31 protein-coding genes, 1 tRNA gene and 2 riboswitches are annotated in these 24,071 nt (G+C 40.6%); of the genes, 21 read left to right on the top strand and 11 right to left on the bottom strand.

Annotation, left to right across the window (positions count from 1 at the left end):
* Positions 1-174 carry a DUF2759 domain-containing protein gene (locus tag M2353_RS11740; RefSeq protein ID WP_003217333.1) on the bottom strand — a complete coding sequence of 58 codons (174 nt, stop codon included), beginning with the start codon at positions 172-174 and terminating at the stop codon, positions 1-3.
* Between the two features lie 160 nt (positions 175-334).
* On the opposite strand from M2353_RS11740, the gene M2353_RS11735 reads away from it, so the two are divergent.
* Positions 335-973: an MBL fold metallo-hydrolase gene (locus M2353_RS11735; protein ID WP_017357989.1), complete on the top strand. Its 639-nt coding sequence runs from the start codon at positions 335-337 to the stop codon at positions 971-973.
* Between the two features lie 142 nt (positions 974-1,115).
* Positions 1,116-2,468 carry an IS1182 family transposase gene (locus tag M2353_RS11730; protein WP_096880954.1) on the top strand — a complete coding sequence of 451 codons (1,353 nt, stop codon included), beginning with the start codon at positions 1,116-1,118 and terminating at the stop codon, positions 2,466-2,468.
* 126 nt (positions 2,469-2,594) lie between these two features.
* On the opposite strand, the gene M2353_RS11725 is transcribed toward M2353_RS11730, so the two are convergent.
* Complete coding sequence (locus M2353_RS11725; protein WP_003217440.1) at positions 2,595-2,837, bottom strand: DUF2626 domain-containing protein; 243 nt, start codon at positions 2,835-2,837, stop codon at positions 2,595-2,597.
* A 212-nt stretch (positions 2,838-3,049) separates the two neighbouring features.
* Between M2353_RS11725 and M2353_RS11720 the strand changes: the two genes are divergently transcribed.
* Positions 3,050-3,430: a Spx/MgsR family RNA polymerase-binding regulatory protein gene (locus tag M2353_RS11720; protein ID WP_007501232.1), complete on the top strand. Its 381-nt coding sequence runs from the start codon at positions 3,050-3,052 to the stop codon at positions 3,428-3,430.
* A 55-nt stretch (positions 3,431-3,485) separates the two neighbouring features.
* Here M2353_RS11720 and M2353_RS11715 read toward each other — a convergent pair.
* Positions 3,486-3,556: transfer RNA gene (locus M2353_RS11715), tRNA-Gln, on the bottom strand.
* 99 nt (positions 3,557-3,655) lie between these two features.
* Here M2353_RS11715 and M2353_RS11710 point away from each other — a divergent pair.
* The 9 genes from M2353_RS11710 to M2353_RS11670 all read left to right on the top strand — a co-directional run bounded on the left by M2353_RS11710 (position 3,656) and on the right by M2353_RS11670 (position 9,182).
* Positions 3,656-4,528: an STAS domain-containing protein gene (locus tag M2353_RS11710; RefSeq protein WP_041506953.1), complete on the top strand. Its 873-nt coding sequence runs from the start codon at positions 3,656-3,658 to the stop codon at positions 4,526-4,528.
* Positions 4,529-4,969: 441 nt separating this feature from the next.
* A complete protein-coding gene (comGA, locus tag M2353_RS11705) occupies positions 4,970-6,040 on the top strand; it encodes a competence type IV pilus ATPase ComGA (RefSeq protein ID WP_058336648.1) in 1,071 nt (356 codons plus the stop codon).
* A complete protein-coding gene (comGB, locus tag M2353_RS11700; RefSeq protein WP_041506954.1) occupies positions 6,021-7,061 on the top strand; it encodes a competence type IV pilus assembly protein ComGB in 1,041 nt (346 codons plus the stop codon). Before comGA ends, comGB begins: the two co-directional genes overlap by 20 nt.
* A 16-nt stretch (positions 7,062-7,077) precedes the next feature.
* Complete coding sequence (comGC, locus tag M2353_RS11695; RefSeq protein WP_024718841.1) at positions 7,078-7,371, top strand: competence type IV pilus major pilin ComGC; 294 nt, start codon at positions 7,078-7,080, stop codon at positions 7,369-7,371.
* Positions 7,364-7,810 carry a competence type IV pilus minor pilin ComGD gene (comGD, locus tag M2353_RS11690; RefSeq protein WP_284725462.1) on the top strand — a complete coding sequence of 149 codons (447 nt, stop codon included), beginning with the start codon at positions 7,364-7,366 and terminating at the stop codon, positions 7,808-7,810. Before comGC ends, comGD begins: the two co-directional genes overlap by 8 nt.
* On the top strand, positions 7,794-8,108 hold the full coding sequence (comGE, locus tag M2353_RS11685; RefSeq protein ID WP_284725461.1) for a competence type IV pilus minor pilin ComGE: 315 nt from the start codon (positions 7,794-7,796) through the stop codon (positions 8,106-8,108). Before comGD ends, comGE begins: the two co-directional genes overlap by 17 nt.
* Positions 8,050-8,547: a competence type IV pilus minor pilin ComGF gene (gene comGF / locus M2353_RS11680; protein ID WP_034647459.1), complete on the top strand. Its 498-nt coding sequence runs from the start codon at positions 8,050-8,052 to the stop codon at positions 8,545-8,547. Before comGE ends, comGF begins: the two co-directional genes overlap by 59 nt.
* A complete protein-coding gene (locus tag M2353_RS11675; protein WP_024718845.1) occupies positions 8,544-8,927 on the top strand; it encodes a competence type IV pilus minor pilin ComGG in 384 nt (127 codons plus the stop codon). Before comGF ends, M2353_RS11675 begins: the two co-directional genes overlap by 4 nt.
* Before the next feature lie 60 nt (positions 8,928-8,987).
* Positions 8,988-9,182 (top strand): YqzE family protein, encoded by a 195-nt coding sequence (locus M2353_RS11670; protein ID WP_008342191.1) that lies wholly within the window; start codon positions 8,988-8,990, stop codon positions 9,180-9,182.
* A 34-nt stretch (positions 9,183-9,216) separates the two neighbouring features.
* Here M2353_RS11670 and M2353_RS11665 read toward each other — a convergent pair whose 3' ends face one another.
* Positions 9,217-9,543, bottom strand: coding sequence for a DUF3889 domain-containing protein (locus M2353_RS11665; RefSeq protein WP_284725460.1), 327 nt, complete (start codon positions 9,541-9,543; stop codon positions 9,217-9,219).
* A 252-nt stretch (positions 9,544-9,795) separates the two neighbouring features.
* Between M2353_RS11665 and tapA the strand changes: the two genes are divergently transcribed.
* Genes tapA through tasA form a run of 3 tightly spaced genes read left to right on the top strand, consistent with a single transcriptional unit; the run spans position 9,796 to position 11,804 of the window.
* Positions 9,796-10,323 carry an amyloid fiber anchoring/assembly protein TapA gene (gene tapA, locus M2353_RS11660; RefSeq protein ID WP_284725459.1) on the top strand — a complete coding sequence of 176 codons (528 nt, stop codon included), beginning with the start codon at positions 9,796-9,798 and terminating at the stop codon, positions 10,321-10,323.
* 49 nt (positions 10,324-10,372) lie between these two features.
* Positions 10,373-10,945, top strand: coding sequence for a signal peptidase I SipW (sipW, locus tag M2353_RS11655; protein WP_284725458.1), 573 nt, complete (start codon positions 10,373-10,375; stop codon positions 10,943-10,945).
* A gap of 58 nt (positions 10,946-11,003) precedes the next feature.
* Positions 11,004-11,804, top strand: a complete 801-nt coding sequence (gene tasA, locus M2353_RS11650; RefSeq protein ID WP_008342195.1) for a biofilm matrix protein TasA — start codon at positions 11,004-11,006, stop codon at positions 11,802-11,804.
* A gap of 67 nt (positions 11,805-11,871) precedes the next feature.
* Here the strand turns inward: tasA and sinR are convergent, their stop codons facing one another.
* The 4 genes from sinR to M2353_RS11630 all read right to left on the bottom strand — a co-directional run bounded on the left by sinR (position 11,872) and on the right by M2353_RS11630 (position 15,072).
* The gene (sinR, locus tag M2353_RS11645) at positions 11,872-12,207 is read right to left on the bottom strand and encodes a transcriptional regulator SinR (protein WP_017357978.1); all 336 of its coding nucleotides are present in this window, start codon (positions 12,205-12,207) and stop codon (positions 11,872-11,874) included.
* A gap of 33 nt (positions 12,208-12,240) precedes the next feature.
* Positions 12,241-12,405, bottom strand: coding sequence for an anti-repressor SinI family protein (locus tag M2353_RS11640; protein WP_008342197.1), 165 nt, complete (start codon positions 12,403-12,405; stop codon positions 12,241-12,243).
* Positions 12,406-12,589: 184 nt separating this feature from the next.
* Entirely contained in the window at positions 12,590-13,387 is a 798-nt protein-coding gene (locus M2353_RS11635) for a YqhG family protein (RefSeq protein WP_017367588.1), read from the bottom strand.
* Positions 13,388-13,401: 14 nt separating this feature from the next.
* A complete protein-coding gene (locus M2353_RS11630; protein ID WP_284725457.1) occupies positions 13,402-15,072 on the bottom strand; it encodes a DEAD/DEAH box helicase in 1,671 nt (556 codons plus the stop codon).
* A 250-nt stretch (positions 15,073-15,322) separates the two neighbouring features.
* Positions 15,323-15,430, top strand: a riboswitch (glycine riboswitch).
* Between the two features lie 3 nt (positions 15,431-15,433).
* Positions 15,434-15,529, top strand: a riboswitch (glycine riboswitch).
* 104 nt (positions 15,530-15,633) lie between these two features.
* On the opposite strand from M2353_RS11630, the gene gcvT reads away from it, so the two are divergent.
* The 3 genes from gcvT to gcvPB are packed head-to-tail and all read left to right on the top strand — an operon-like array spanning position 15,634 to position 19,547.
* Entirely contained in the window at positions 15,634-16,731 is a 1,098-nt protein-coding gene (gene gcvT, locus M2353_RS11625) for a glycine cleavage system aminomethyltransferase GcvT (RefSeq protein WP_073413953.1), read from the top strand.
* Positions 16,732-16,747: 16 nt separating this feature from the next.
* The gene (gene gcvPA / locus M2353_RS11620) at positions 16,748-18,094 is read left to right on the top strand and encodes an aminomethyl-transferring glycine dehydrogenase subunit GcvPA (RefSeq protein WP_284725456.1); all 1,347 of its coding nucleotides are present in this window, start codon (positions 16,748-16,750) and stop codon (positions 18,092-18,094) included.
* Positions 18,087-19,547, top strand: a complete 1,461-nt coding sequence (gene gcvPB / locus M2353_RS11615; RefSeq protein ID WP_039166001.1) for an aminomethyl-transferring glycine dehydrogenase subunit GcvPB — start codon at positions 18,087-18,089, stop codon at positions 19,545-19,547. Before gcvPA ends, gcvPB begins: the two co-directional genes overlap by 8 nt.
* A 39-nt stretch (positions 19,548-19,586) precedes the next feature.
* On the opposite strand, the gene M2353_RS11610 is transcribed toward gcvPB, so the two are convergent.
* Positions 19,587-19,967, bottom strand: a complete 381-nt coding sequence (locus M2353_RS11610) for a rhodanese-like domain-containing protein (RefSeq protein ID WP_024718853.1) — start codon at positions 19,965-19,967, stop codon at positions 19,587-19,589.
* 219 nt (positions 19,968-20,186) lie between these two features.
* Between M2353_RS11610 and M2353_RS11605 the strand changes: the two genes are divergently transcribed.
* The 3 genes from M2353_RS11605 to M2353_RS11595 all read left to right on the top strand — a co-directional run bounded on the left by M2353_RS11605 (position 20,187) and on the right by M2353_RS11595 (position 22,522).
* Complete coding sequence (locus tag M2353_RS11605) at positions 20,187-21,023, top strand: lipoate--protein ligase family protein (protein ID WP_135009237.1); 837 nt, start codon at positions 20,187-20,189, stop codon at positions 21,021-21,023.
* A gap of 85 nt (positions 21,024-21,108) precedes the next feature.
* Positions 21,109-21,543, top strand: coding sequence for a transcriptional regulator MntR (gene mntR / locus M2353_RS11600; RefSeq protein ID WP_003215946.1), 435 nt, complete (start codon positions 21,109-21,111; stop codon positions 21,541-21,543).
* Between the two features lie 103 nt (positions 21,544-21,646).
* The gene (locus tag M2353_RS11595) at positions 21,647-22,522 is read left to right on the top strand and encodes a patatin-like phospholipase family protein (RefSeq protein ID WP_041091753.1); all 876 of its coding nucleotides are present in this window, start codon (positions 21,647-21,649) and stop codon (positions 22,520-22,522) included.
* Here the strand turns inward: M2353_RS11595 and M2353_RS11590 are convergent.
* A complete protein-coding gene (locus tag M2353_RS11590; protein WP_024422959.1) occupies positions 22,519-22,914 on the bottom strand; it encodes an SA1362 family protein in 396 nt (131 codons plus the stop codon). The two genes, M2353_RS11595 and M2353_RS11590, sit on opposite strands and share 4 nt — an antisense overlap.
* A gap of 38 nt (positions 22,915-22,952) precedes the next feature.
* Complete coding sequence (locus tag M2353_RS11585) at positions 22,953-23,909, bottom strand: DUF1385 domain-containing protein (protein ID WP_007501199.1); 957 nt, start codon at positions 23,907-23,909, stop codon at positions 22,953-22,955.
* Positions 23,910-24,071 lie beyond the last annotated feature (162 nt).

Below are 24,071 nucleotides of genomic sequence, written 5' to 3'. Positions count from 1 at the left end.
TTAATGTGCAGTTGGATAACCGCTATAGATGATGGTCATGACGGTAAACCATCCAAAAACCAAAAATGTGGCGCCAGCGAAAGCAATGGCCAGTACGTTCACTTTTTTGAGTGAGCGATAGATGCCGAGAGCGGCTAAAATCGTGACTAGACCAAAAATAATGACGAGCATCATATGAAAGTCCCCCTTTGTCATCAATCCCCTTGATTTCCTTTCTTTTCATTTTAACCGTTTTCATAAAGCTTGTCGAGTACATTCAAGTTGACGATTGTTTGAATTTTTATTGAATAGCCTTCATAATAAAAAAGAATGAAAAAAGTAGTAGGTGATGAAAATGAATTGGAGAAGAATGCCGCTAGGCTATGTGCAAGCGAACGCATATATTTGGAAAAATGAACAGGGAGAATGTTTAATTTTTGATCCAGGCGGCGAAGCGCAAAAGCTAATTTCTTATGTGAAAGAAAAACAGCTGAAACCACTTGCTGTCTTATTGACACATGCCCATTTTGATCATATTGGTGCAGCAGATGAGGTGCGTCAAGAATGGGGAATTCCGCTTTATGTCCATGAAAAGGAAAAAGAATGGCTGACAAATGCTCAGCTAAACGGTTCAGCTCGACTAATTGGTAACGGAATTACGGTCAAAGAAGCTGAACAATTGATTACGTCAGAAGGACCTCTTCAAATTGGATCGTTTACATTAGAAATGTTCCACACACCAGGTCATTCACCTGGCAGTGTGTCTTACTATTCAGCGGAAGAGGGATTTGTGATTTCTGGTGATACTTTATTCCAAGGCGGTATCGGGAGAACTGATTTAACGGGCGGTAATCAAGACGTGCTGCTTCAATCGATACATGACAAATTGTTGTCATTGCCAGAATCAACTCTTGTGTTAAGTGGACATGGCGAGGAAACAACTGTGCTTACAGAACAGGAGCAAAATCCGTTTATCAATGGGTTTTCTTTATAATAGCACGCACGAAAAAAGCATCTCTTTCAAAAGAGATGCTCAGGCTGTCGAGAAAATCTCGACAGCTTTATTTTTTTCCTTAAATTTTCCACTACCCCATTTTATAATAGAGAAAAGCATACTAAAGGAAGGTGTTTTTCTCATGTTCCACACTAGAAATTCGTCTCAGCACGAAGCCGAATTTGTATTACTAGATCAACTGGTCGAAGAGGATCACCTGCTTCGTAAAATTGATCAGTACATTGATTTTTCATTTATCGTAGATAAAGTAAGACCGTATTATAGCGAGAATAAAGGTCGTCCTTCTCTTGATCCACTTATTTTGTTCAAAATGATGTTTATCGGATACCTGTACGGTATCCGTTCTGAAAGACAACTTGAAAAAGAAATTTACTATAACATGGCGTATAGATGGTTTTTAGGTTTGAACATCAATGACCCCGTTCCTCATCACTCGACCATTAGCTGGAATCGTCGTACTCGATTCAAAGATACAACGATTTTTCAAGACATTTTCGACGAGATTGTGCTTCAAGCTATCAATCATGATATGGTAGGAGGCCGCGTTCTTTTTACTGATTCAACTCATCTTAAAGCCAATGCCAATAAACATAAATATATGAGAAAAACGATTGAACAAGATACCCAGAACTATATAAATGATTTAGAAGAAGCGATCCAAGAAGATCGGGTGGCACACGGAAAAAAGCCCTTAAAGGTAAAAGAGGAGGTGAAAACGGAAAAAGACATTCGTCAAAGTACGACTGATCCTGAAAGTGGCTATCTTTATCGTGAAAACAAACCGGAAGGCTTTTTCTACCTAGACCACCGTACAACGGATATGAAGTACAATATCATCACGGATGCCCACATCACGCCCGGTAATGTCCATGATTCTGTTCCGTATCTTGATCGGTTGGATCACCAAATCGCACGATTTGGTTTTCAAGTAGAAGCTGTTGCCCTTGATTCTGGTTATTTGACGACCCCAATCTGTAAAGGTTTATCAGATCGCCGTATTTTTGGTGTCATCGCACATAGACGCTTTCATCCAACAAGAGGTTTATTTGAGAAGTGGAAATTCAAGTATGACTCTGAACATGATCATTACATATGCCCAAATGGTGAGAAGCTATTATATACAACAACTGATCGAAAGGGTTATCGATTCTACAAATCAGATCCTAAAAAATGTGCATCGTGTTCTTTCCTTGAAAGATGCACAAGGTCGAAAAATCATCAAAAAGTCATCTCAAGACACATATGGGAAGAACATAAAGAAAAGATCAGACAAAATCGTCTATCTGTCTCTGGAAAAGAGCTATATAAAAAAAGAAAAGAAAAAATAGAGCGAAGCTTTGCAGATTCAAAACAACTGCACGGGCTTCGCTACTGCCGGTTGAGGGGAAAACAAAATGTGAGTGAGCAAGTTCTTCTCACAGCTGCCTGTCAGAACATGAAGAAGATTGCCACACATCTAGCGAAGCTAGGTTAGGTGTGTGGGAGGCCTTTTTCATTCAATCTCATCCATCATCATTACGATGAAAATAAAAAAGATTGTAGAAAAACATGAGTTTCTCTACAATCTGAGCATCTCTTTCAAAAGAGATGCTTTTTTCTATTAATGTCCGGTACCGGGAACCATGATGAAAATTGAATAATATGTAAATCCGGCAAAGAAAATCGTCAAGTACGCTCCGAAAATGTAAATATACATTCTTTCGGATAAATTCAAGTAGGATAAAAATACAAAAAGAACGGTTTGACCGAAGAACAGCAAGGATGCATCTTTCATATGTCCTAAATAGAACATGACAGCAAAAATACCCGTCCAAAACCCAAGAACGCGGAACATGCGATTCATTTCTTTCCCTCCCCTTAAAAAACCCCTTTGATTCATATTATAGCTGATGATCACTTGTTATGTAAACATTTACATTTTTGACAACGTGTGAACATTCATTCTTTCGTTAGAAAAAATTTTTTTGAAAAAGTGATGAAAAAGTGTTTATGCCTAAATGCATGAGGGTACTTAGTCCATAAGAGAAAAGGTTAACGACCTAAGGAGGAAGACTAATGAGTGACATTACTTTTTATTCATACCCAAGCTGCACGTCTTGCCGCAAAACAAAGCATTGGTTAAAGGCGAATCAAATTGATTTTAAAGAGCGTCACCTTTTCAGAGAAACGCCAACACTAGACGAATTGAAAAAAATCCTTTCCTTAACAACAGAAGGAATGGATGAAATTTTAGCTACTCGAAGCCAAGCTTTTAAAAGCTTAAATTTAAATATTAATGATCTAAAAGTAAATGAGGTACTTCAGCTTCTCATTGAAAAACCAAAGCTGCTCCGGAGACCTATTATCATTGATGGAAATAAATTAGTGGTCGGCTATAATCCAGGGGAACTCATGAAAATTTCAAAAAAGAAAGCGATTCATCAATCGGTTTCCTAATCAAAAACGAAGATCAGCTGAATGATGTTTCAGCCGTCTTCGTTTTTGTGCTGAACTGGGCTAGCTGGGTTCGAACCAACGATCACGGAGTCAAAGTCCATTGCCTTACCACTTGGCTATAGCCCAATATGAAACGTGTAATGCTATTGTTCACCATCTGCGGTCATTTATACATAAAAAGTTGGTTGTCACTAGTTGTAAGTGAAAAAGGAGCGAACGACAGAAATGAAAAATGAAAAATCCGAGCAATTATATGAATTTATTCTTAAAGAAGCCCCTGTCATGACCGAAGAATGGCTGAAAACAAGAACAGAAGAAGGCTCATTATACTCCAAACATGCTTCAGAGGAGACAGAAAAGAAGCTGAAAGAACAAAACACAGCATTTATTCAAACGATTGCAGCAACGTTAGTCACGCTATCAGATAAAGTAGAAGACCATCTAAAAAAGTGGTCAGTTGATATTGCCCGCGATCGAGCTGTTCATGAAGTACCTTTATATGAAATCATCGGACAATTTAAGGTGTTCCGCCACATTTTTTGTTCCAGAATTGAGACCTTTACACAACATACGGAGCTTGAAGTGACACTCAAAGATGTGTGCGATTGGAATCAGCATTTTCACGCCACATTTGATGACATGATTGCGCGTTTATCAGAAGAGTATGACCGCGTGACAATCAATCAGCTTAATGCACAAAGAGAAATGATTCAAGAGCTTAGTGCGCCTGTTATTCCAGTTTCAAAAGAGATCGGTATTTTGCCGCTGATTGGTGAAATTGATACGTACCGGGCGAAAATCATTTTGGAATCAGTACTAGAACAGGCATCTAGACTGCGTCTAACCCATTTATTTATTGATATATCTGGCGTTCCCGTTGTTGATACGATGGTTGCTTATCAGCTGTTTAAAGTGGTTGATAGTGCGAAGTTGCTAGGAATTGAGACGATTATATCAGGCATTCGCCCAGAAATCGCTCAAACTGTAGTGAAACTCGGTATTGATTTCTCAAAAGTAAATACTGAACACAGCCTTGCAAAAGCTTTAGAAAAAAGAGGATTTCGTATCTTTGAAGAGCAGCAGCAAGAAGCAACGTGAACCAAAAAATGTTACTAGTAAAAGTAACGGGTCCGTTGACAAGGAGAAACAATATAATGAGCATATGAATGAGATGACCAATTCGCATACAGATTTGGTCTCTTTTTTACCCATAAATCAGACACGAAAGGATATTCTTTATCTTCAAATCAGTAATCTATTAAGGAGGATTATATTTGGAGACACCTCCTTGTAACAGATCATCCATAATGAAAGAACCAAATGAAAGGTGCCAATAGCACTTCTTTTTTATTTTTTCCTCTGAACGGAACCCGTTGTTGTAAAAGTCAAATTTTTTGATATGTCCTTCTGTTATTTATAGATGAAATACACCTCAAATTGAACATTTTTAACCCTTTTCAGGCATGAATATCATGAAATACGCTTTTGTCAGGCACGTTACGCCATCATACAATATGGTCACTGAAAGGAGTGAACCACTTGTATGGTATTGAATATTTGGGGCAAGAGCTGCTAGAAGAGGCGTGCCGCATGAGAGCATCTGATGTGCATATTGTTCCGAGAGAAAAGGAAGCTTCAGTCTCTTTTCGTGTAGACGCTGACCTCATTCAGCAGCGGATCATTGACAAAAAGAGCGGAGAGCGGCTCATTGCTCATTTCAAATTTTTATCTTCTATGGATATTGGTGAAAGAAGGAGACCACAAAATGGATCATTGGCTGTGATGTTAAGGCGCGGTCAAGTGTTTGTTCGGCTCTCTACACTACCAACTGTAAATGATGAAAGTCTAGTGATTCGGATTTTACCGCAGGATCATGTGCCGAAAACAAAGTATTTGTCACTGTTCCCGAAGGCTTCAACGAGATTATTATCGTTTCTGAATCATTCGCATGGGCTCATTTTATTTACAGGACCAACAAATTCAGGGAAAACGACAACACTTTATTCATTGATTCAGTTTGCCAAAAAACATTTTAATCGGAATATTATTACCCTTGAAGATCCTGTGGAAACAAGAAATGAAGAAGTGCTGCAGGTTCAAGTAAATGAAAAAGCTGGTATCACGTATGCGGCAGGTTTACGCGCTATTTTAAGACATGATCCAGATATGATTGTGCTTGGAGAAATAAGAGATGCGGAAACAGCCAGAACAGCTATTAGAGCAGCTTTGACAGGTCATTTAGTCATGAGCACATTGCACGCAAAGAATGCAAAAGGAGCTCTTTATCGAATGCTCGAATTTGGTGTGACGGTGAATGAACTCGAACAAACAATGGTTGCTATTGCTGCTCAGCGGTTAATCGAACTCGCATGTCCATTTTGCGGCGAAACGTGTGAGCTTTATTGCAAACTAAATCGGCCAGTCAGACGAACAAATGTATTTGAATTGCTTTACGGAAAGGAGCTTGGTGAGTGTATCAAAGAGGCAAAAGGAGAATACGCTCATTCGTCATACGAAACACTGCAAAGGTTAATTCGGAAAGGAGTGGCACTCGGCTATTTATCAAAAAGCACATATCATCGCTGGGTTTATGAAGAAGCGAACCTCTAAAGCCTGGTCTAAAAAAGAACAAGCTGAATTCTTATCGAAACTGGCTCAATTGATTCAAGCTGGATATACATTGGTTGAGGCATTAACGATGGTGAATATTCAGTTATCAAAAAAACAGCAACAGCGATTAACGCCAGGCATTCAGTGGCTGCTTGAAGGGGAGCCTTTTTACGTTGTACTTGAGCGACTTCATTTTCAGCGGGAAGCCGTCGCTATTCTTTGTTTTTCAGAGAAACATGGCAGCCTAGCGCGAGCTCTTGAACAAAGCGCCCGTTTTCTAGAGAAAAAAATCATGCAGGTAGACACATTCAAGCGTATGTTACGATATCCGATTTTTCTTATGTTTACGGTTTTTGTTGTGCTCATCATTGTTCAGCAAATGATCGTCCCTCAATTTTCTTTATTATATTCATCTATGAATACAAGCATGACATGGCTGATTCAAGGAATGTTTGGCCTCTTCCAATTCCTACACGCTTTGCTGCTCATGATCGGTTGTATATGTATCTGTCTTTTTGGATATTATGAGCTCTTTTTTAAGAAAAAATCGACCCTTGAGAAACTGAAAGTCATCAGCAGGCTGCCGGTGGTATTTAAAGGGGTGCAGCTGATGCATACGTATCTTTTTTCCCTTCAGCTAAGCGGACTTCTTCAAGCTGGGTTATCGATTTACGAAAGTTTGCAAGCTTTTAAACAGCAGACCTATTTACCCTTCCTTCAAGAAATGTCTGAACAAATGATAGGAGAGTTAAGAAAAGGTGAGAGTATGGAACATCAAATAAGCCGGTCTCCTTTTTTCGAAAGGCATTTTGCGGCTGTCATTAAGCATGGGGAAGCAAGTGGGATGCTAGCGAGAGAGATGTACACATATAGTCAATTTCTTTTAGAGAATGCAGAATTGAAAATTGAAAAATGGGTTTCATGGCTGCAGCCTGTCATCTATGGCTTAACAGCATTTCTTATACTCATTGTGTATTTATCTATTCTTTTACCAATGTATCAACTAATGGAACAAGTGTGAAAAGGAGGACTAAGGCATGAATGATAAAGGATTTACACTGTTAGAAATGTTAATTGTCATGCTTGTGATCTCCATTCTTTTATTGATCACCATTCCAAATATCACTCGGCATCATCAAAGCATTCAAGCAAAGGGCTGTGAAGGGCTGAAATCAATGGTGAGTACACAGGTAATGGCATATGAATTAGAGCATGACGGCAAGACGCCATCTTTAGCTGAATTAGAAAAAGAAGGCTATGTCAAAAAAGGATTATCTTGTCCGAATGGAAAGGCAATTTTCATTCAAAACGGCGATGTGAAAAATGAATAAATCGCTTTTCCAGGAGAAAGGATTTACACTCATTGAACAGCTCTTGATCGTCATGATTTTCTCTATCTTATTATCGATAATAGGTGGAAAAGTGCCCAATATATTAGAAAGTGCTGAAGCAAAAAAGCAAGTGAACTTGCTAAAACAAGATCTTCAATTGGCATCTTATACTGCATTTATTAAAAAAACACGAGTAACTGTTGAGTTTCACCCGCCCAATGTATCTTATCAAGTCATCGAACAGAATAGTGAGCAGATCATTGCTTCTAATCCACACAAAAAAGGCACCATCAAGCAATCCACATTTCAAAAAGGCCTTCACTTTAATAAAAACGGACATCCAAATAGCGGCGGTTCTCTCATTGTTCAATTTGGCAGTCAAATATATAAACTCACGATTTACTTAGGGAGCGGGCGGATTCATGTTCATCAACAATAAAGGATTTAGTACGTTTGAGATGCTCTTTTCTTGCCACCTCTTTCTATTTGCTGCTCTTGTGCTCGTGCCATCCTTTGAAAAACTGACAATTGGGAAAGAAGAATTAAGGGCTAAACTGGAAGCTTATCAAATCTTACATGAGTATATGAATACAGCTTTTATAGAAGGTCAAAATGAATCAAGTACAAAGAAACGAGGCGAGATCACATATGAATTCATTTGGGGTCAGGAGAAGGGATGTGTTTCATACAAAGTACAAAAAAAGAAGACGATTTGCTTTCGACATTTGGAGCGATGAACAAGGCTTTACACTCGCTCAAGCAATATGGCAATTGCAGCTATTTTTGCTGCTTTCTTTTGGCTGCATGCTGCTTTTATCAATTGCTGAAAAAGCTCATCCGTTTGCAGAAATCAACAAATTTTCGCAAATGGAGTGGAAACAAACGGTCCTGCAATTAGAGGAGGAGCTAAATTGTGCTGTCGCTGTAAGAGCGGTGAAAAATGGAACAGCACTGGAGTATATTTCAAATCAAGGGCGAGTGGTGACGATTGAGCCGTATCAAGAGATGCTTCGTAAACGAACGGATCAGGCAGGTCATCTCCCTTTATTACAAAAGGTGAAACAATTCCATGTAAGAACAAAAGAGCAAACCACCACTCTCCAAGTCACAGATGTATTTGGTCAAGTACATGAAGCTGTTTTTTTCACTTACAAAGGAGTGATTCCTAAAACGTGAAAAGAGAAGACGGGTTTATTTATCCCCACGTACTTGCTGTCATACTTTTATTTTTATTGATTCTAGGCTCGATGACCATTGGGTTTCAAAAAGAGTTGAAAAGTGCAGAGCTCACGATTTCTTTTTATCAAAAACAGCAGTTATTTCGAATGGGACTAAATGAAGCTGCAAACAAATTAAATCGTATTTGTGATCAGCCATTGAGCCCAATTGTCACAGAAGAAGGTCGAGTGACGTTGAAGCGAATTGGGTGCGATGACAGAAAAAAGCTAGTCCGGCTCTTGGTTAATATCGAGACAAAGGGTGGTGTAACTGACGAGCGGGAACTAGAGATGAATAAGGAGACAGGAGAAATCAATCAATGGATCAGCACTTATTAGCGAGTGTATAAAACGATACTCTTCTTGGTAACACTTTAAGGAAGAAGAGGTGAGTGTTCGATGAAGACAAATGATTATGTAAAATATATGACGCAGGAAATCATTAAATATATGAATACACCACGTGACGAGCGGAAAGAACATAAACAGGAAAAAATGGAGACAAAACCACCATTTTCTCAGCGTTTATTCGGTGTTCTGCCTTTTGGCTTCTCAATGATGCTAAAAAAACGTCAACGTCATCGACAAAAGTAAAAAGCCGCCAGCAGGCGGTTTTTTTCATGCCATTTTAGCTGTATTCTTCCACAACAATGACTTTATTGACCTTGTTCGAGTAAGGGTTATAGGAAATGGTGACATATACCCCAAATTCTTTGGCCTGATCTTTCAACGTAATATGGTATTGCTTCACGGATTCTTTCTCCCGGTGCCGATCCCACACTTTTTGTTTGAATAAAACATGTGCTAACGGATACCGTTTTTTTGCTTCTTTGACTGCCCTTGTTTCCCATTGATCTGCGGCAGCAGTGATTCCTTTTGCCTCCGCTAGATGGGCGCTTTGGATCAAAGGGTTTAACAGTAAACTGAGCATGATCATGATTCTTCCATATTTCAACTAACATCACCTCACCAATTATTATCCTGACCAAATCCTGCACTTTTATGTAAATTTTTAAGAAGTACAAATGTCACAGAAAAAAATATTGAATATGGCGAAAGAATGAGAAAATGGAAGAATTTTCTCGGTAATGTTCTTGTTTAAGAACAAAATGGACTAATTTGACGTTTTGGATTTTATAGGTAATTCCTTATACTGAGTGTAATCGTTCTTTTTAAAGAACAATTGTTCAAGGAGTTGAAAGATTCAATGAAACAGCCGCTCTTTGTACTATTTTGTGCTATTTGTTTGATTTTCACTTCTTTTTTTATTACGTCTACTAACGCTTCTTTTAACGATGTCGAGCATTCGAATTTTGTCATGAAAACATGTGAAAATTTCGAAGAGACAGATCAGCATTGCCAGCCAAAGAAATGGGATAGAAGTCATTTGAAACTGATCGATCAAACGATCATTGAGGGGACAGTCTGTGCGCCTCAAAAGCTGAGCATGTCACTAAAAAATATTGGACAACCCATCGTGCACTCTGAATGGAAGTGGGAACTACATAAAGTAGAGAGTGTTCAGATGCCATTACAAGATGGCCATGTTATTGAAAAAGGTGCTATACAGTCCCTCTCATCAGAAGAAATGACGACTGTCACGGCAGTTAAAGCAAAAACAAATGGAATCTATGTGTTTAAAATCTATTATCCTAAAGGGTTTGGTGGTTCTGAAAAGCCATTCTTTACGTCTCAACATATACAGCTTTCAAACTGTCAAGAAAAGGCGTCCTAAATAGGGGTTGCCTGCTGAATGAAATATGATATGTAAAGGGGAGAAAGGTATGAAAAAGTGGATGAAAATGTCTGGGAGTATTCTTTACGCGCTGGTCTTCACGATGATGATTGTGTGTATTATTGTCGTGTTGTCATCAAGGACAACAGGCGGAGATCCTCAGATTTTTGGTTATGAGTTCAAGCAAGTATTATCTGGATCAATGGAACCGGAATTTTCGACTGGTTCATTGATTGTTGTGAAACATGTCACCTCACCTGAAACACTCAAAAAAGGGGATATTATTACGTTTCAAACGAAGCAAGACCAATCCTTTGTGACTCACCGCATTGTTGGGGTGAAAGGAAAAGGAGTAAATAAAGCCTTTGAGACAAAAGGAGACCACAATATGTATCAAGACGGCACGCTCGTCAAAGCGAATCAAGTGACTGCGCAGTATACGGGCGTGAAGATTCCTTATGCAGGAAAGCTTCTTTCGTATGCAGGAACTTCTGCTGGGACCGCTCTTTTGCTCATTATTCCAGGGGTGATGCTGCTTGTTTATTCAACCATTCATTTTGTTGGTGCCGCCAAACATCGAAGACATACGGCTGAGTTACATATGTCAGAGGAACAAGTATAAATTTTCGTTTGTAACCTAAATCAGGTTTCAATAAAACAATTTATTAGGGGGTTCAATCATGGCAATGAAAAAATCAATTCGTTTAGGTGTTTTATCGGGAGCGTTAGGTCTTGCTTTAATTGGCGGGGGAACGTGGGCTGCATTTAATGATGTTGAGACGGCAAACGCGGTCTACTCTACAGGAGAGCTGAATCTATCTGCAAAAGAGAATTCCGGCGCCATCAACCTTGCGAACATAAAACCCGGTGACCGTATAAAGAAGGAATTTAATTTTGAAAATAAAGGGTCTCTTGCAATTAATCAAGTGCTGATGAGTCTCGATTATAGCCAGTTTCAAGATGGAACATCAGCGAAGAATGGCGGGAAGAATACAGCTGAAGAATTCCTCAGCCAATTTCAGGTGAGTGTTCTAACGGTTGGAGCCGAAGGTGGGAATGGATACCCGAAAAATATTATTTTAGACCATGCAAACCTGCTTGACCTGCATCTATTAACGTCAAAGCAGGATCAGACCGCATTTGAAAAGCTTCGTCATGCCGTCGATGAGAAGTTTTTACATGAAAGTGGTAAAATTAATGTTGCCACCGTTGATGGATCAACAGCTCCAGAGTATGACGGCATTCCAAAGAATCCGTTTGATTACGATAAAATGGAAATGATCATTGAATTTGTCAATGACCAGACGAAGGATAAAGCGGGTAACTATATCCAAAATAAATACCAAGGCGATGCGATTCAAGTTGATCTTTCCTTCGAAGCGACTCAGTGGAATGGTTTAACGATCAATCCAAAAAAGCATACGGATGAAAAAGGCTACGTGAAAGAAAACGAAAAAGCACACAGCGAAGATAAAAAATAAAGTCAGTCTTTAGACTGATAACAAGATCTGCATAGCAATTGGAGGAGTATGCGCTAAAATATGCGCATTACTCCTCTTCTTGCTTTTTTTTCCAGATTTGATAATCTAAAAATTCACGAAATTGCTTTTTCGAAACCCCTGATGTCATTGCATCTCGAACTAGTTTTTCCCATTCACTATCTAATTGACCATCGTATTCGGTTTCATCATTTTCGTTTAACAGTGTATGAACCGAGACGTCCAGAACAGCGGAGACTTTTTCAAGAAATTGAATGGAGGGGTTTGTTTGCAAGTTTCTTTCTATTGAACTTAAATAAGACTTCGCTACCCCAGCCTTTTCGGCCAGTTCTGATAGTGAGTAGCCTTTTTCATTGCGGTATTGTTTAATACGCTGGCCAATCAATGTCATCACCTTCCTTTCGATATTATAGCACATTCAGAAAGGTTTGATAGAATGACTTCTTGCCATAGGGGGAGACTCAGAGGACTTTTCGCGTGATTTGAGAAAATGACGGACTTCTTCTACTGTTAGTCCTGCTTTGCGCGCTTCGCGTAATAATTGAACCCATTCACTGTCTAATAACTTCGTTTTCTTTTCCATACAAATACCCTCCTAAAATACTGAATCGTGTATTTCAGGCACTTAACGCATGAAATGGAAAAACACAGGTGATAAGACTTCATAGATTGCTTGCGTCATGTTTCCGCCCAATACAAACAGACAAACGTTGCTTTTGATTGATCGAAAATTTGATATCACATGAAAGGGAGGGAGACTCGCTAAGTCAGCCTCCTCTTTTTTGCTGTAAGTAAAAAAGTCCGCCATTTTCAATCGTAAGACTGATTTTTGGTTCGTATAAAGTTTTAAGTGCTTGTCTTTCTATTTCATATTCTACAGATGTGTCTGAAGTCCCTTCATAAAATTGGTTTAAAAGTTCCGAGTCTTCTTTCCACTTTTGAACAGCTCTTACCGCCCAATCATCCGGCTCTTCATTGGCATAACGTTCCATCAGGCTGTAAAGCCGTTTGACGCCGCTCTCTGGCTTAATCATCGTACTCATTGTGAAGCAATAATCAGGAATTTGAGACGATAGCTCACGCGCTTCCAGCTTCTCTTGAAATTGTTCGATGACTTCTCCACGTATTAGATGAAGTCCAAGAGACAGCAGTTTGTCTTTTTTACGGTCTGCCAGATAGGATATTTTGACATTGAGACCAAGCCACGGCTCCAGCGCGATCTGGCTGTTTGTGAGCGGTCTGACTTTTTCGTACAGCCGAATAAAACGGCCTTGCTGTTTCACAACCTCGAATATTTGGAATAAACGAGGGGAGCCGAAGTGGACAAATTCTCCTTCGACCGAGTCATCAGCTTTTTTTTGATCAGTGATCAAAGTCAATTGCCGCGGCTCAGGTACGCCTCCCGTTTTTTCGAGCCAATGCCAATAAAAAGGACGGTTCATGATCAATTTATCCATTTCGATTGTCAGCTGTACGGTCATGTGCCCTGCACTTTCTTCAAGTATGTCGCATTGATTTGCCTGAAAGAAACGGAGAAGAAATGTGTGAATCTCGCGCTGCTCCATTGGTCAACTCTCCTTTATGAACCTTGCTGTCTTTCTTCTAAAAGCGGTGTTTGTGCTTCTGTTAAATAGGAAGCAAATTGGGTTAATTTCTTTTTCATGTCTACGTCAGACTCGTGTTGGAAGAGAATTTGATGCAATTCTGTTTCAGCATCTTGGATATCAATTCGGGTTAAAATATCATCTAGATCGCCAATGACGTTTTCAAACAGCTGAATTTTTTCATATAAAAGTTTTAAAATATGTTCTTCAACTGTCCCGCTAGTTGCCATATTGTAAATGTGGACATCCCGCTCTTGACCGAGCCGGTGAATACGTCCAATTCTTTGTTCCAAGCGCATTGGGTTCCACGGAAGGTCGTAGTTGATGATTTGGTTGCAAAACTGAAGGTTGATCCCTTCGCCGCCTGCTTCTGTCGCAATGAGCACTTGCGCCCGCTCTCTAAATAAATCTTTCATCCAGTCTTTTTTACTCCGTTTAAACCCGCCTCGAAAAGGAACCGAACTGATGCCGTTTTGCTGGAGAAACCATTGCAAATAAATTTGTGTCGCGCGGTATTCAGTGAAGATAATGACTTTTTCATTTAATTGCTGAATGAGTTTAACGACTTCAAGTGCTTTAGAATTTTGTTCTACCTGGTTGATTTTCTCCATGATGTGCATTATCGCAGAAGCACCTAGAATGTGTTTTTCCTCTTCTTGCATTTTTTTAATGGTCATATAGACAGCCTCACGACTCGAACAGCATTCTCGTTCTAAGGTCATAATTGAAAACATGTGCTTCGTATAGGAAGGGTTTTCTTTTAACTTACAAATTTCATCATATAGTGCTTGTTCTGTAGGGGAGAAATCAATAGAAATCGTCTTTACATGCCGCTTTGACCATTCGATGCCAGTGTCTTGTCTCCGGTTCCGAATCATGACTTTATTGACTAACTGTTTTAGCCGGTCATGGTCCTCAAGTTGAAGGTCTTTTTTGGCAAAGAGGTCTTTAAACTGTGTTTCATTACCTAAATGGCCTGGCTTCAACAGAGAAACGAGATTAAAAATTTCTCCTATTCGATTTTGGATAGGTGTGGCTGTGAGCAGTAAGCAGAACTTTTTATTCAAATTTCTCACAAACTCATAGTTTTTCGTTTTATTGTTTTTCAGTTTGTGTGCTTCATCAATAATGACCATATCGTAGGAGATGGATAAGATCGTGTCTCGATGTGGCTGTCTTTTGGCTGTATCAATTGAGGAAACCACAACATCGCACTGCTCCCACACATAGCTCTTCTTTTGCTCGACAGCATCTATGTAAAATTTTGTCCGCAGTTCTTGTACCCATTGGGACACAAGGGAGGCGGGTACGAGAATGAGAATCTTTTTGGCAAGTCCGCGAATCATGTATTCTTTGATAATCAGTCCTGCTTCAACGGTTTTTCCAAGACCCACTTCATCTGCTAAAATGGCTTTCCCATTCATCTCTTCTACGACTCTTCTAGCGACTTCGAGCTGGTGTTTTAAAGGAGTAAATGCAGGCAGGTGCGCAGGTGCTTGCAGTCCTTCAAATGAATCAATGGCTGTCACTTTTTGTACTTGTGCTGCTAAACGGTACATATCCCAATTCGCCCAGGGACCGTCTGCTGTAAGCCGCTTTTGAAATTCACTTGCCCATTTTTGATCAAATATCGTTTGAATATTCAATGTGACCGCCTGCCTTTCTGGTAGAGTGATGATAAAATCGTTCTGTTTTTAAACGCTTCATTTTTTCATAGCGATTTAAAAGATGTTATATATCAATAAAGGCGAACGATAATGAATGATTATTTTAAAAATGTTAATGATTTTTCTGTTGCTCTTCATCCATTTCTAATGGTAGGATGTTGGTAAGTGATCTAGAGAATAAGTCACCCATTTTGATAGTATGTCCAATAAAGGTGAAGAATATGAGCGGATGATGGTATGGGGAGAGACCTAGCGGTTATTTTGCACTGACAGGCGCCGAAGGAGCAAGCTGAATTGGTTCAGTGAATCTCTCAGGCAAAAGTACTCTTACCGGACGCAACTCTGGAGAGTGTTTGCGCAGCGATTTTTAGCAAACCACCAAAGGGGAAAACGCACAATGATGTTGTGCTGTAAACTTTCAGGTGCAAGGACAGAGACTTCTTTTTGATAAAAGGGAGCGCTCTGTCCTTTTTTGCTGTGATTTTTTTCTGAAAATTCAGCTTGTGATGTGCACTGTAAGAAAAAAGGGGGAAACGATTGATGTTGAAACGAACACCGCTTTTTCATGCGTATGAAACGTTTGGCGCAAAAACCATTGACTTCGGGGGCTGGGAATTACCTGTCCAATTTTCTTCCATTAAAGAAGAACATGAAGCTGTTCGAACAAAAGCAGGGCTGTTTGACGTGTCTCACATGGGTGAGGTGGAAGTCACAGGTCAGGGAGCCCTTCCTTTTTTACAAAGGTTATTAACCAATGATCTGTCAAAGCTGACAGACGGTAAGGCACTATATACAGCCATGTGTTATGAAGATGGCGGAACGGTGGATGATCTGCTTGTCTACCAAAAAGAAAAGAACAACTATTTACTTGTGATCAATGCTTCAAATATTGAAAAAGATGTGGATTGGCTGCTGAAACATCAAGGTGAGGAAGGCGTTTTCATTAAAAATGTCTCTGATCAAACCGCCTTGTTAGCCCTTCAAGGACCTCTTGCTGCTGACATCATCAAAGATGTTGCGGATGAAGAGGTAACATCACTGAAGCCATTTACGTTTTTATCAAAAGCGATAATTGCGCAAAAAGAGGTGCTTGTCTCAAGAACCGGTTACACAGGAGAAGATGGCTTTGAAATCTACTGCCAGTCAGAAGATGCTGTTCACCTTTGGACCGCTTTATTAGAAGCCGGACAGCCGAAAGGACTGATCCCATGTGGACTCGGTGCACGTGACACCTTAAGATTTGAAGCAAGACTCCCGCTTTATGGCCAAGAGCTTACGAAGGATATTTCTCCTTTAGAAGGCGGCATTGGTTTTGCTGTTAAAACGGATAAAGAAGCAGATTTTATCGGAAAAGATGCACTTAAAAAACAAAAAGAAGAAGGACCGAAACGAAAGCTTGTCGGGATTGAAATGATAGATAAGGGGATACCGCGGACAGACTATCCGGTCTTCTCAGGAGATAAGCAGATTGGTGTAGTCACAACCGGTACACAATCTCCAACATTAAAGAAAAATATTGGGCTTGCCTTGATTGAAACATCAGAGGCGCAGCTTGGGACAGAAGTGGAAGTGCAAGTTCGTAAAAAACGTCTAAAAGCCAAAATCGTCGCTACACCATTTTATAAAAGAGCCAAATAACGAGGAGGAATAGAGGATGAAGCACAGGTATTTGCCGCAAACAGAGCAAGATCAAAAAGAAATGCTGGATGTCATCGGTGTTCAGTCAATTGATGAGCTTTTCTCAGATATCCCAGAGAAAGTCAGATTCAAAGGTGCGTACAACATCAAAGAAGCCGCATCTGAAACAGAGCTAGTGCGGGAATTGTCTCGTCTTGCTGCAAAAAATAAAGATACAGTGGCTTATGCCTCGTTTTTAGGTGCTGGTGTGTATGATCATTACCAGCCTGTGATTGTCGACCATGTGATTTCACGTTCTGAATTTTATACAGCGTACACACCTTATCAGCCTGAAATTTCTCAAGGTGAATTGCAGGCAATCTTTGAATTTCAAACAATGATTGCTGAGCTGACCGGTATGGATCTTGCCAATTCCTCGATGTATGATGGCGGAACGGCATTAGCTGAAGCGGCGATGCTGGCTGCAGGACATACAAAGAAGAAAAAGATTGTGGTATCTGAGACGGTTCATCCTGAATCAAGAGCGGTGCTGAAAACATATGCGAAAGGACAGCATATTGAAGTCGTCGAGGTACCTGCGCGAAAAGGTCAGACCGATCTAGCCGCATTAGAAGAAGCCGTCTGCGACGAAACAGCAGCGGTCCTTGTACAATACCCAAACTTCTTCGGTGTTGTTGAACCATTAAAGGACATTGAACCGATTGCGCATAAAGGGAAAAGTTTATTCATCGTCTCAAGTAACCCGCTTGCACTTGGTTTACTGACACCACCAGGAAAGCTTGGGGCAGATATTGTCGTTGGTGATGCGCAGCCATTTGGCATTCCAGCTGCATTTGGCGGACCTCATTGTGGATATTTCGCTGTGACGAAAAAATTAATGCGGAAAGTGCCGGGGCGTTTAGTCGGGCAAACAGAAGACGAGAACGGTGTGCGAGGATTTGTGCTGACCCTTCAAGCGCGCGAGCAGCATATCCGAAGAGACAAAGCGACTTCAAATATTTGTTCAAACCAAGCATTAAATGCGTTAGCCGCTTCTGTTGCGATGACGGCGCTTGGGAAAACAGGTATCCAAGACATTGCCTATCAAAACGTACAAAAAGCCCATTATGCCAAGACGCAGGCAGAAAAACATGGGTTACAGGCTGAAATAGAGGGCGCTCATTTTAATGAATTTGTGTTGAAACTGAATGAACCTGTGAAAGAAGCGAATGAGCGATTGCTTAAAAAAGGAATCATCGGCGGATATGACTTGGGACGGGATTATCCAGAGCTTCAGCAGCATATGCTCGTCGCTGTGACAGAACTAAGAACAAAAGAAGAAATTGATACGTTCATCAAGGAATTGGGGGATCGTCATGAATAAACAAGATCAGCCGCTTATTTTTGAATTATCCAAAGAAGGAAGAATTGGTTACAGCCTGCCTGATTTAGACGTACCTGAGGAGAAGCTCCCAGATTTATTTGATGAAGCGTATATCCGCCATGAAGATGCGGAGCTGCCAGAGGTTTCTGAACTGGATATTATGCGTCACTACACAGCATTATCTAGGCGTAATCACGGGGTCGATTCTGGCTTTTATCCTCTAGGCTCTTGTACGATGAAATATAATCCAAAGATTAACGAAAAGGTGGCACGTCTTGCAGGTTTCTCGCATGTGCATCCACTTCAAGAGGCAGACACTGTGCAAGGTGCATTAGAGTTACTTTATGATTTAGGTGACCATTTAGAAGAAATTACAGGAATGGACGCCGTGACATTACAGCCTGCGGCAGGAGCACATGGCGAATGGACGGGGCTCATGATGATTCGTGCATACCATGAAGCAAGAGGAGATCTTAAACGAACAAAAGTCATCGTGCCTGATTCTGCTCATGGAACAAATCCCGCATCTGCAACAGTAGCAGGATTTGAAACGATTACGGTGGCATCTAATGAACATGGGCTTGTCGATTTAGACGACCTGCGCCGTGTTGTCAATGAAGAAACGGCGGCTCTCATGCTCACAAATCCAAATACACTCGGCCTTTTTGAAGAAAATATTTTAGAAATGGCTGAAATCGTCCACGGAGCAGGCGGGAAGCTTTATTATGATGGAGCGAACTTAAATGCTGTATTAAGCAGAGCAAGACCGGGGGATATGGGATTTGATGTGGTTCACTTAAATCTTCATAAAACCTTTACAGGTCCACACGGAGGAGGAGGCCCTGGTTCAGGTCCAGTTGGCGTGAAAAAGGATTTGATTCCATATTTGCCAAAGCCAGTGCTTGTGAAGAAAGAAGGTCGTTATTTCTTTGATTACGATCGTCCAGAATCCATCGGCCGTGTGAAACCGTTCTATGGGAACTTTGGCATCAATGTCAGAGCGTATGCGTATATCCGCTCTATGGGACCAGACGGCTTAAAGGCTGTAACTGATCATGCGGTGTTAAATGCAAACTATATGATGCGCCGCTTATGTGCTCATTATGATTTGCCATTTGACCGTCACTGTAAGCATGAATTTGTCCTTTCAGGTAAACGTCAAAAGAAACTAGGTGTGCGGACACTGGATATTGCCAAACGATTACTTGATTTTGGCTATCATCCGCCAACGATTTACTTCCCGCTAAATGTAGAGGAATGTATCATGATTGAACCAACTGAAACAGAATCAAAAGAAACCCTTGATGCATTTATTGAAGCGATGATTCAAATTGCAAAAGAAGCGGAAGAGAACCCAGAAATCGTACAGGAAGCACCACATACAACCGTTGTGAAACGAATGGATGAAACAAAGGCTGCACGGAATCCAGTGCTGGTTTTTGAAAGAAAATAAAAAGACTCATGGGGGCAATAGCTCCCAGAGTCTTTTTTGTTAGTTCTTTGTTTTAATGCGGCCGCCCCATTTTTTAAAGCCGCCCTTTAAATTATAAATCTCACGACAGCCATTTTTACGTAACGTTTGAGCAGCTTTTCCGCTTCTCAAATTATTTTGGCAATAGAGATAAACAGGCTTGTCAGGGCGTATTTCATTTTTGCGCTGCTTTAATTGTGAAAGGGGAATGTTTCTTGCGCCTAAAATATGTCCACCTTCAAACTCATTTGGTTCTCTCACATCAATGAGTTGGGCTTTGCGGTAACCTTTGATAAATTCTGCTTCCGTCAGCGTTTTCATTATGCGCTGCTGATAAATGTAACTGCCGATGGAATAAAGAACGAAAAGTCCACAAAGTGAGAGGACGATATAGTTGAATATTGGCAATACGACTCGACTCCTTCTTGAGCATCAGCACAGTCACCTGTCTGATGGTACGTTTTAGACAAATACTATTATAGTAAAGCAAAAGAAACTTGTCATCATAAATGGTAAGAATTATTTTCAATTCCTTCCCTATTTGATAGACTGATGAAGAGAGAAAATCGGTGGTCACCACCGTCATCTAACATTGACTACGTAAAAGAGAAGGGATTTTATATGCAAAAAGAGAAATGGTGTTTCATTGATACAGGAAACCAAGACCCTGCCTTTAACATGGCAATGGACGAAGCCTTGCTTTATTGGCATAGCGAGAAGCTGATCCCGCCTGTTATCCGTTTTTATGGTTGGAATCCAGCGACATTATCTGTTGGATATTTTCAACATGTTGAAAAAGAAATCAACATGGAAGCGGTTGAGCGCTATGGTCTTGGATTTGTTCGCAGGCCTACAGGAGGCCGCGGCGTTCTTCATGATCAGGAATTGACTTACAGTGTGATCGTGTCAGAAGAGCACCCAGAGATGCCAGCGACGGTGACAGAGGCATACCGCGTCATTTCAGAAGGGATTTTAGAGGGCTTTAAAGAACTAGGACTCGATGCATATTTTGCCATTCCTCGTACAGAAAAAGAAAAAGAAAGCTTAAAAAATCCAAGATCGTCTGTATGTTTTGATGCGCCTTCATGGTACGAACTTGTTGTAGAAGGCAGAAAAGTAGCAGGCAGTGCGCAAACAAGACAAAAAGGTGTGATCCTCCAGCATGGCTCGATCTTAATTGATCTTGATGAGGACAAATTGTTTGATTTATTTCTGTATCCAAACGACCGGGTGAGAGAGCGGATGCAGCGCAGCTTTAAAAACAAAGCGGTGGCGATCAATGAAATTTCAGATCGAACATGTACGATAGACGATGCGCGTGTTGCATTTAAACGAGGGTTTGAAAAAGGATTAAATATCGAGCTTGTGCCTTATGAGCTGACAGATGAAGAGTTGGCATTTGTTCAACACCTCGCCAAAACGAAATACGCCACAGATGATTGGAATTACAAGCGTTAAGACGAAGGACTCTTCTTGTTTTTTAATGGGCGATGGTGTAGAATTGTTATGATTATTAAGTAAAGGTGCATTTTGGAGGGGTTTTATGACTACACCTAGTATGGAAGATTATATTGAACAAATTTATATGCTGATAGAAGAAAAAGGATATGCAAGAGTATCTGATATTGCAGAAGCCCTCGCTGTCCATCCCTCCTCTGTAACAAAAATGGTTCAGAAGCTAGATAAAGATGAATACCTCATTTATGAGAAATATCGTGGTCTAATTTTAACCCCGAAAGGCAAAAAAATTGGAAAACGTCTCGTATACAGACATGAACTGCTAGAGCAATTTTTAAGAATCATTGGTGTAGATGAAGAGAAAATTTATGATGATGTAGAAGGTATTGAGCATCATCTCAGCTGGAACAGCATTGACCGCATCGGCGACCTCGTCCAATTCTTTGAAGAAAACGATGAGCGATCCGTTCAGCTGAAAGCGATTCAAAAGAAAAACGAACAAACAAATCAAGAATCTTAAGAAAAAGGACACCCTTAGCATGGGTGTCCTTTTTGAATATAGTTCTAATGAAAGGCAAATGCTCCTACACTATTAATAGTGTGACAGAAAAGGGGGCTCCTTGATGAAGATAGATGGTGTGTTCTCAGGTGGAGGCATTAAGGGTGCAGCACTTGCAGGCGCCTATGAAGCGCTTGAAGCAAGAGGATTTCAATTTGTCCGTCTCGCTGGAACAAGTGCGGGAGCGATCATTGCTTCACTCATCGCAGCGGGTTTTACGAGTCAGGAGATTCGGGAGCTGTTAGACGAAATGGATGAGCATCAATTGCTTGATCGAAGGTGTCAATTCATCCCGTTTAAAATGCTCAGGTGGGTGTCTATTTATTGGCGTCTTGGCCTTTACAAAGGTGACCGTCTAGAAAAATGGCTGACAGACGTGTTAAAACGAAAAGGCGTCACCGTATTCGGTGATCTGAAAAAAGATACGCTCAAAATCGTCGCTTCTGATTTAACAAATGGCAAAATCCTTGTCCTTCCAGATGACCTTCCTTCCTATGGGTTAAATCCAGAACGGTTTTCTGTCGCCAGAGCCATTCGGATGAGCTGCAGTCTGCCGTATTTTTTCGAACCTGTCAAACTGAGGTCTTCAAAAGGAATTTGTACCATCGTGGATGGCGGCGTGCTCAGCAACTTTCCGATTTGGCTTTTTGCTGAAGAGAAAAAAAGACCGTTTGTCGGTGTCACATTAACCCCAAACGAAAAAGAACGCCCTCAACATTCCATCCGCAATGCGTTTGAACTGTTTGGCGCTCTATTTGAAACGATGCGTGGTGCTCATGACGAAAGACATATTGCCACAAAACACGAACGTCATATTATTTTTATCCCTGTAGAACACGTCATTGCCACTGATTTTCATCTCATGACAGAAAAGAAAAAGGCGCTCGTCGATCTAGGCAGACAGAAGGCCGAGCAATTTTTAAAGAGCTGGACATTTTAAAATAAGGCGCGATTTTTCTTTTTGTTTTTCTTGCCTTCAATGACTGTCAAATGTGTTTGGCTTTTCTTTTTGAGAAGGACGGGCTTAGACTTGTGGTCAGTCGGCACGCTTCGCAAATGAGTGACCCGGTTTTTCATCTGGCTTTTCGTTTTTGGTTTAGGCTGCTGGTAGCGACGTTTTGATTGTTTGACTGCTTTACGATAAAGATTTCCTTCTGTTCCAGTTCTTCGATTCATCAGCCATCTAAATAAGAAAAATAGAACCGCTCCAATGATCACAACTGATAGCAGCATCGTAAAGAGTCTGCCTGGATTCGTTGTGAGTAAATACACAAATCCCAAAACACCTAAAGCGAAAATAATGGTAAAAGCAGGATGTACTCGGCGATTCATAACTGTCCACCTCCGAAAGAATTTACCGGATTTATAAACTAGATCACTTGATGAGCAGAATCTGATGCTTGTTTCGCAGATGCTTCCTCTAAACGAAGAAGTTCATTAAAACTTGCAATGGCTACCTCGACTTGATCATCAGAGGGTTCTTTTGTTGTGAGCAATTGCAGCCAAAGGCCAGGATAGCCAAGCACTTTAAGCACTGGCACGTCACGGAGTTTGTTTGTGAGCTGAAGCACTTCAAATGAAATGCCCAGAACAACCGGAATAAGCGCCAAGCGATTCAGAACTCTCACCCATAAAGGATCTGTCGGTACGAGTAAATAGACGAACATGCCGACAATGACAGTGAATAAAATAAAGCTGCTGCCGCATCGATAATGCAGGCGAGATTGGCTTTGGACATTTTCCACTGTGATGTCAAGATTCTGTTCATAGCAGTTTATGACTTTATGTTCTGCCCCATGATATTGAAATACCCTTTTAATTAAAGGGGTCATGGAAATAAAGTAAATATAGCCTAATAACAGGATCAATTTAAAGAACGTTTCCACTGCAATTTGTGCGAAGTTTCCAGAAAACACCGGACGCACAAGTTCGGCTAAAAAGACAGGCACTAAAGTAAAGACAAATTTACTAAAAAGAAGAGAGAGAACTCCGATCACAGCAATGCCAAAGATCATTGATAATTTCGAGCTTTTTTGTTCCTTTTCAAGAGAATGATCTTCAGAAGGATCTAAGTCATAGCGCTCGCTGGAGAAGTTTAAGTGCTTACTGCCGTTTGCGCTTGCTTCAACAAGTGCAGCAACACCCCTGACAAAAGGGATTTTCTTAAGAAAGGCGGTTCGTTTATTGGAGGTTCGGGGAAGCTTTAAAAACTCAATGGACTGATCCTTACGCCGGATCGCTGTCACATAGTTCTTTTTACCTCCGAACATCACACCTTCCACAACTGCCTGCCCTCCATATGCTGGAGGTTTCGTTTGATTGGACATATTTCATCAACCTGCCTGTTTCCTGTAATTTACATGCATTTCCTTATACCTTTATTGTACAGGAAAAGAGGGGAAATCACTAGCTCACAGGTCGATTATCTACTAGAATTCTATCTACCTCTTTTTAGCCAGTATACCCTGTTATAAAAATTTTACACTCTC

The organism is Bacillus aerius, from assembly GCF_029894105.1.
In the GTDB taxonomy this organism is placed as follows: domain Bacteria; phylum Bacillota; class Bacilli; order Bacillales; family Bacillaceae; genus Bacillus; species Bacillus altitudinis.
The sequence above is the reverse complement of the archived record's forward strand: the minus strand, read 5'-3'. Positions and strand labels throughout refer to the sequence as shown.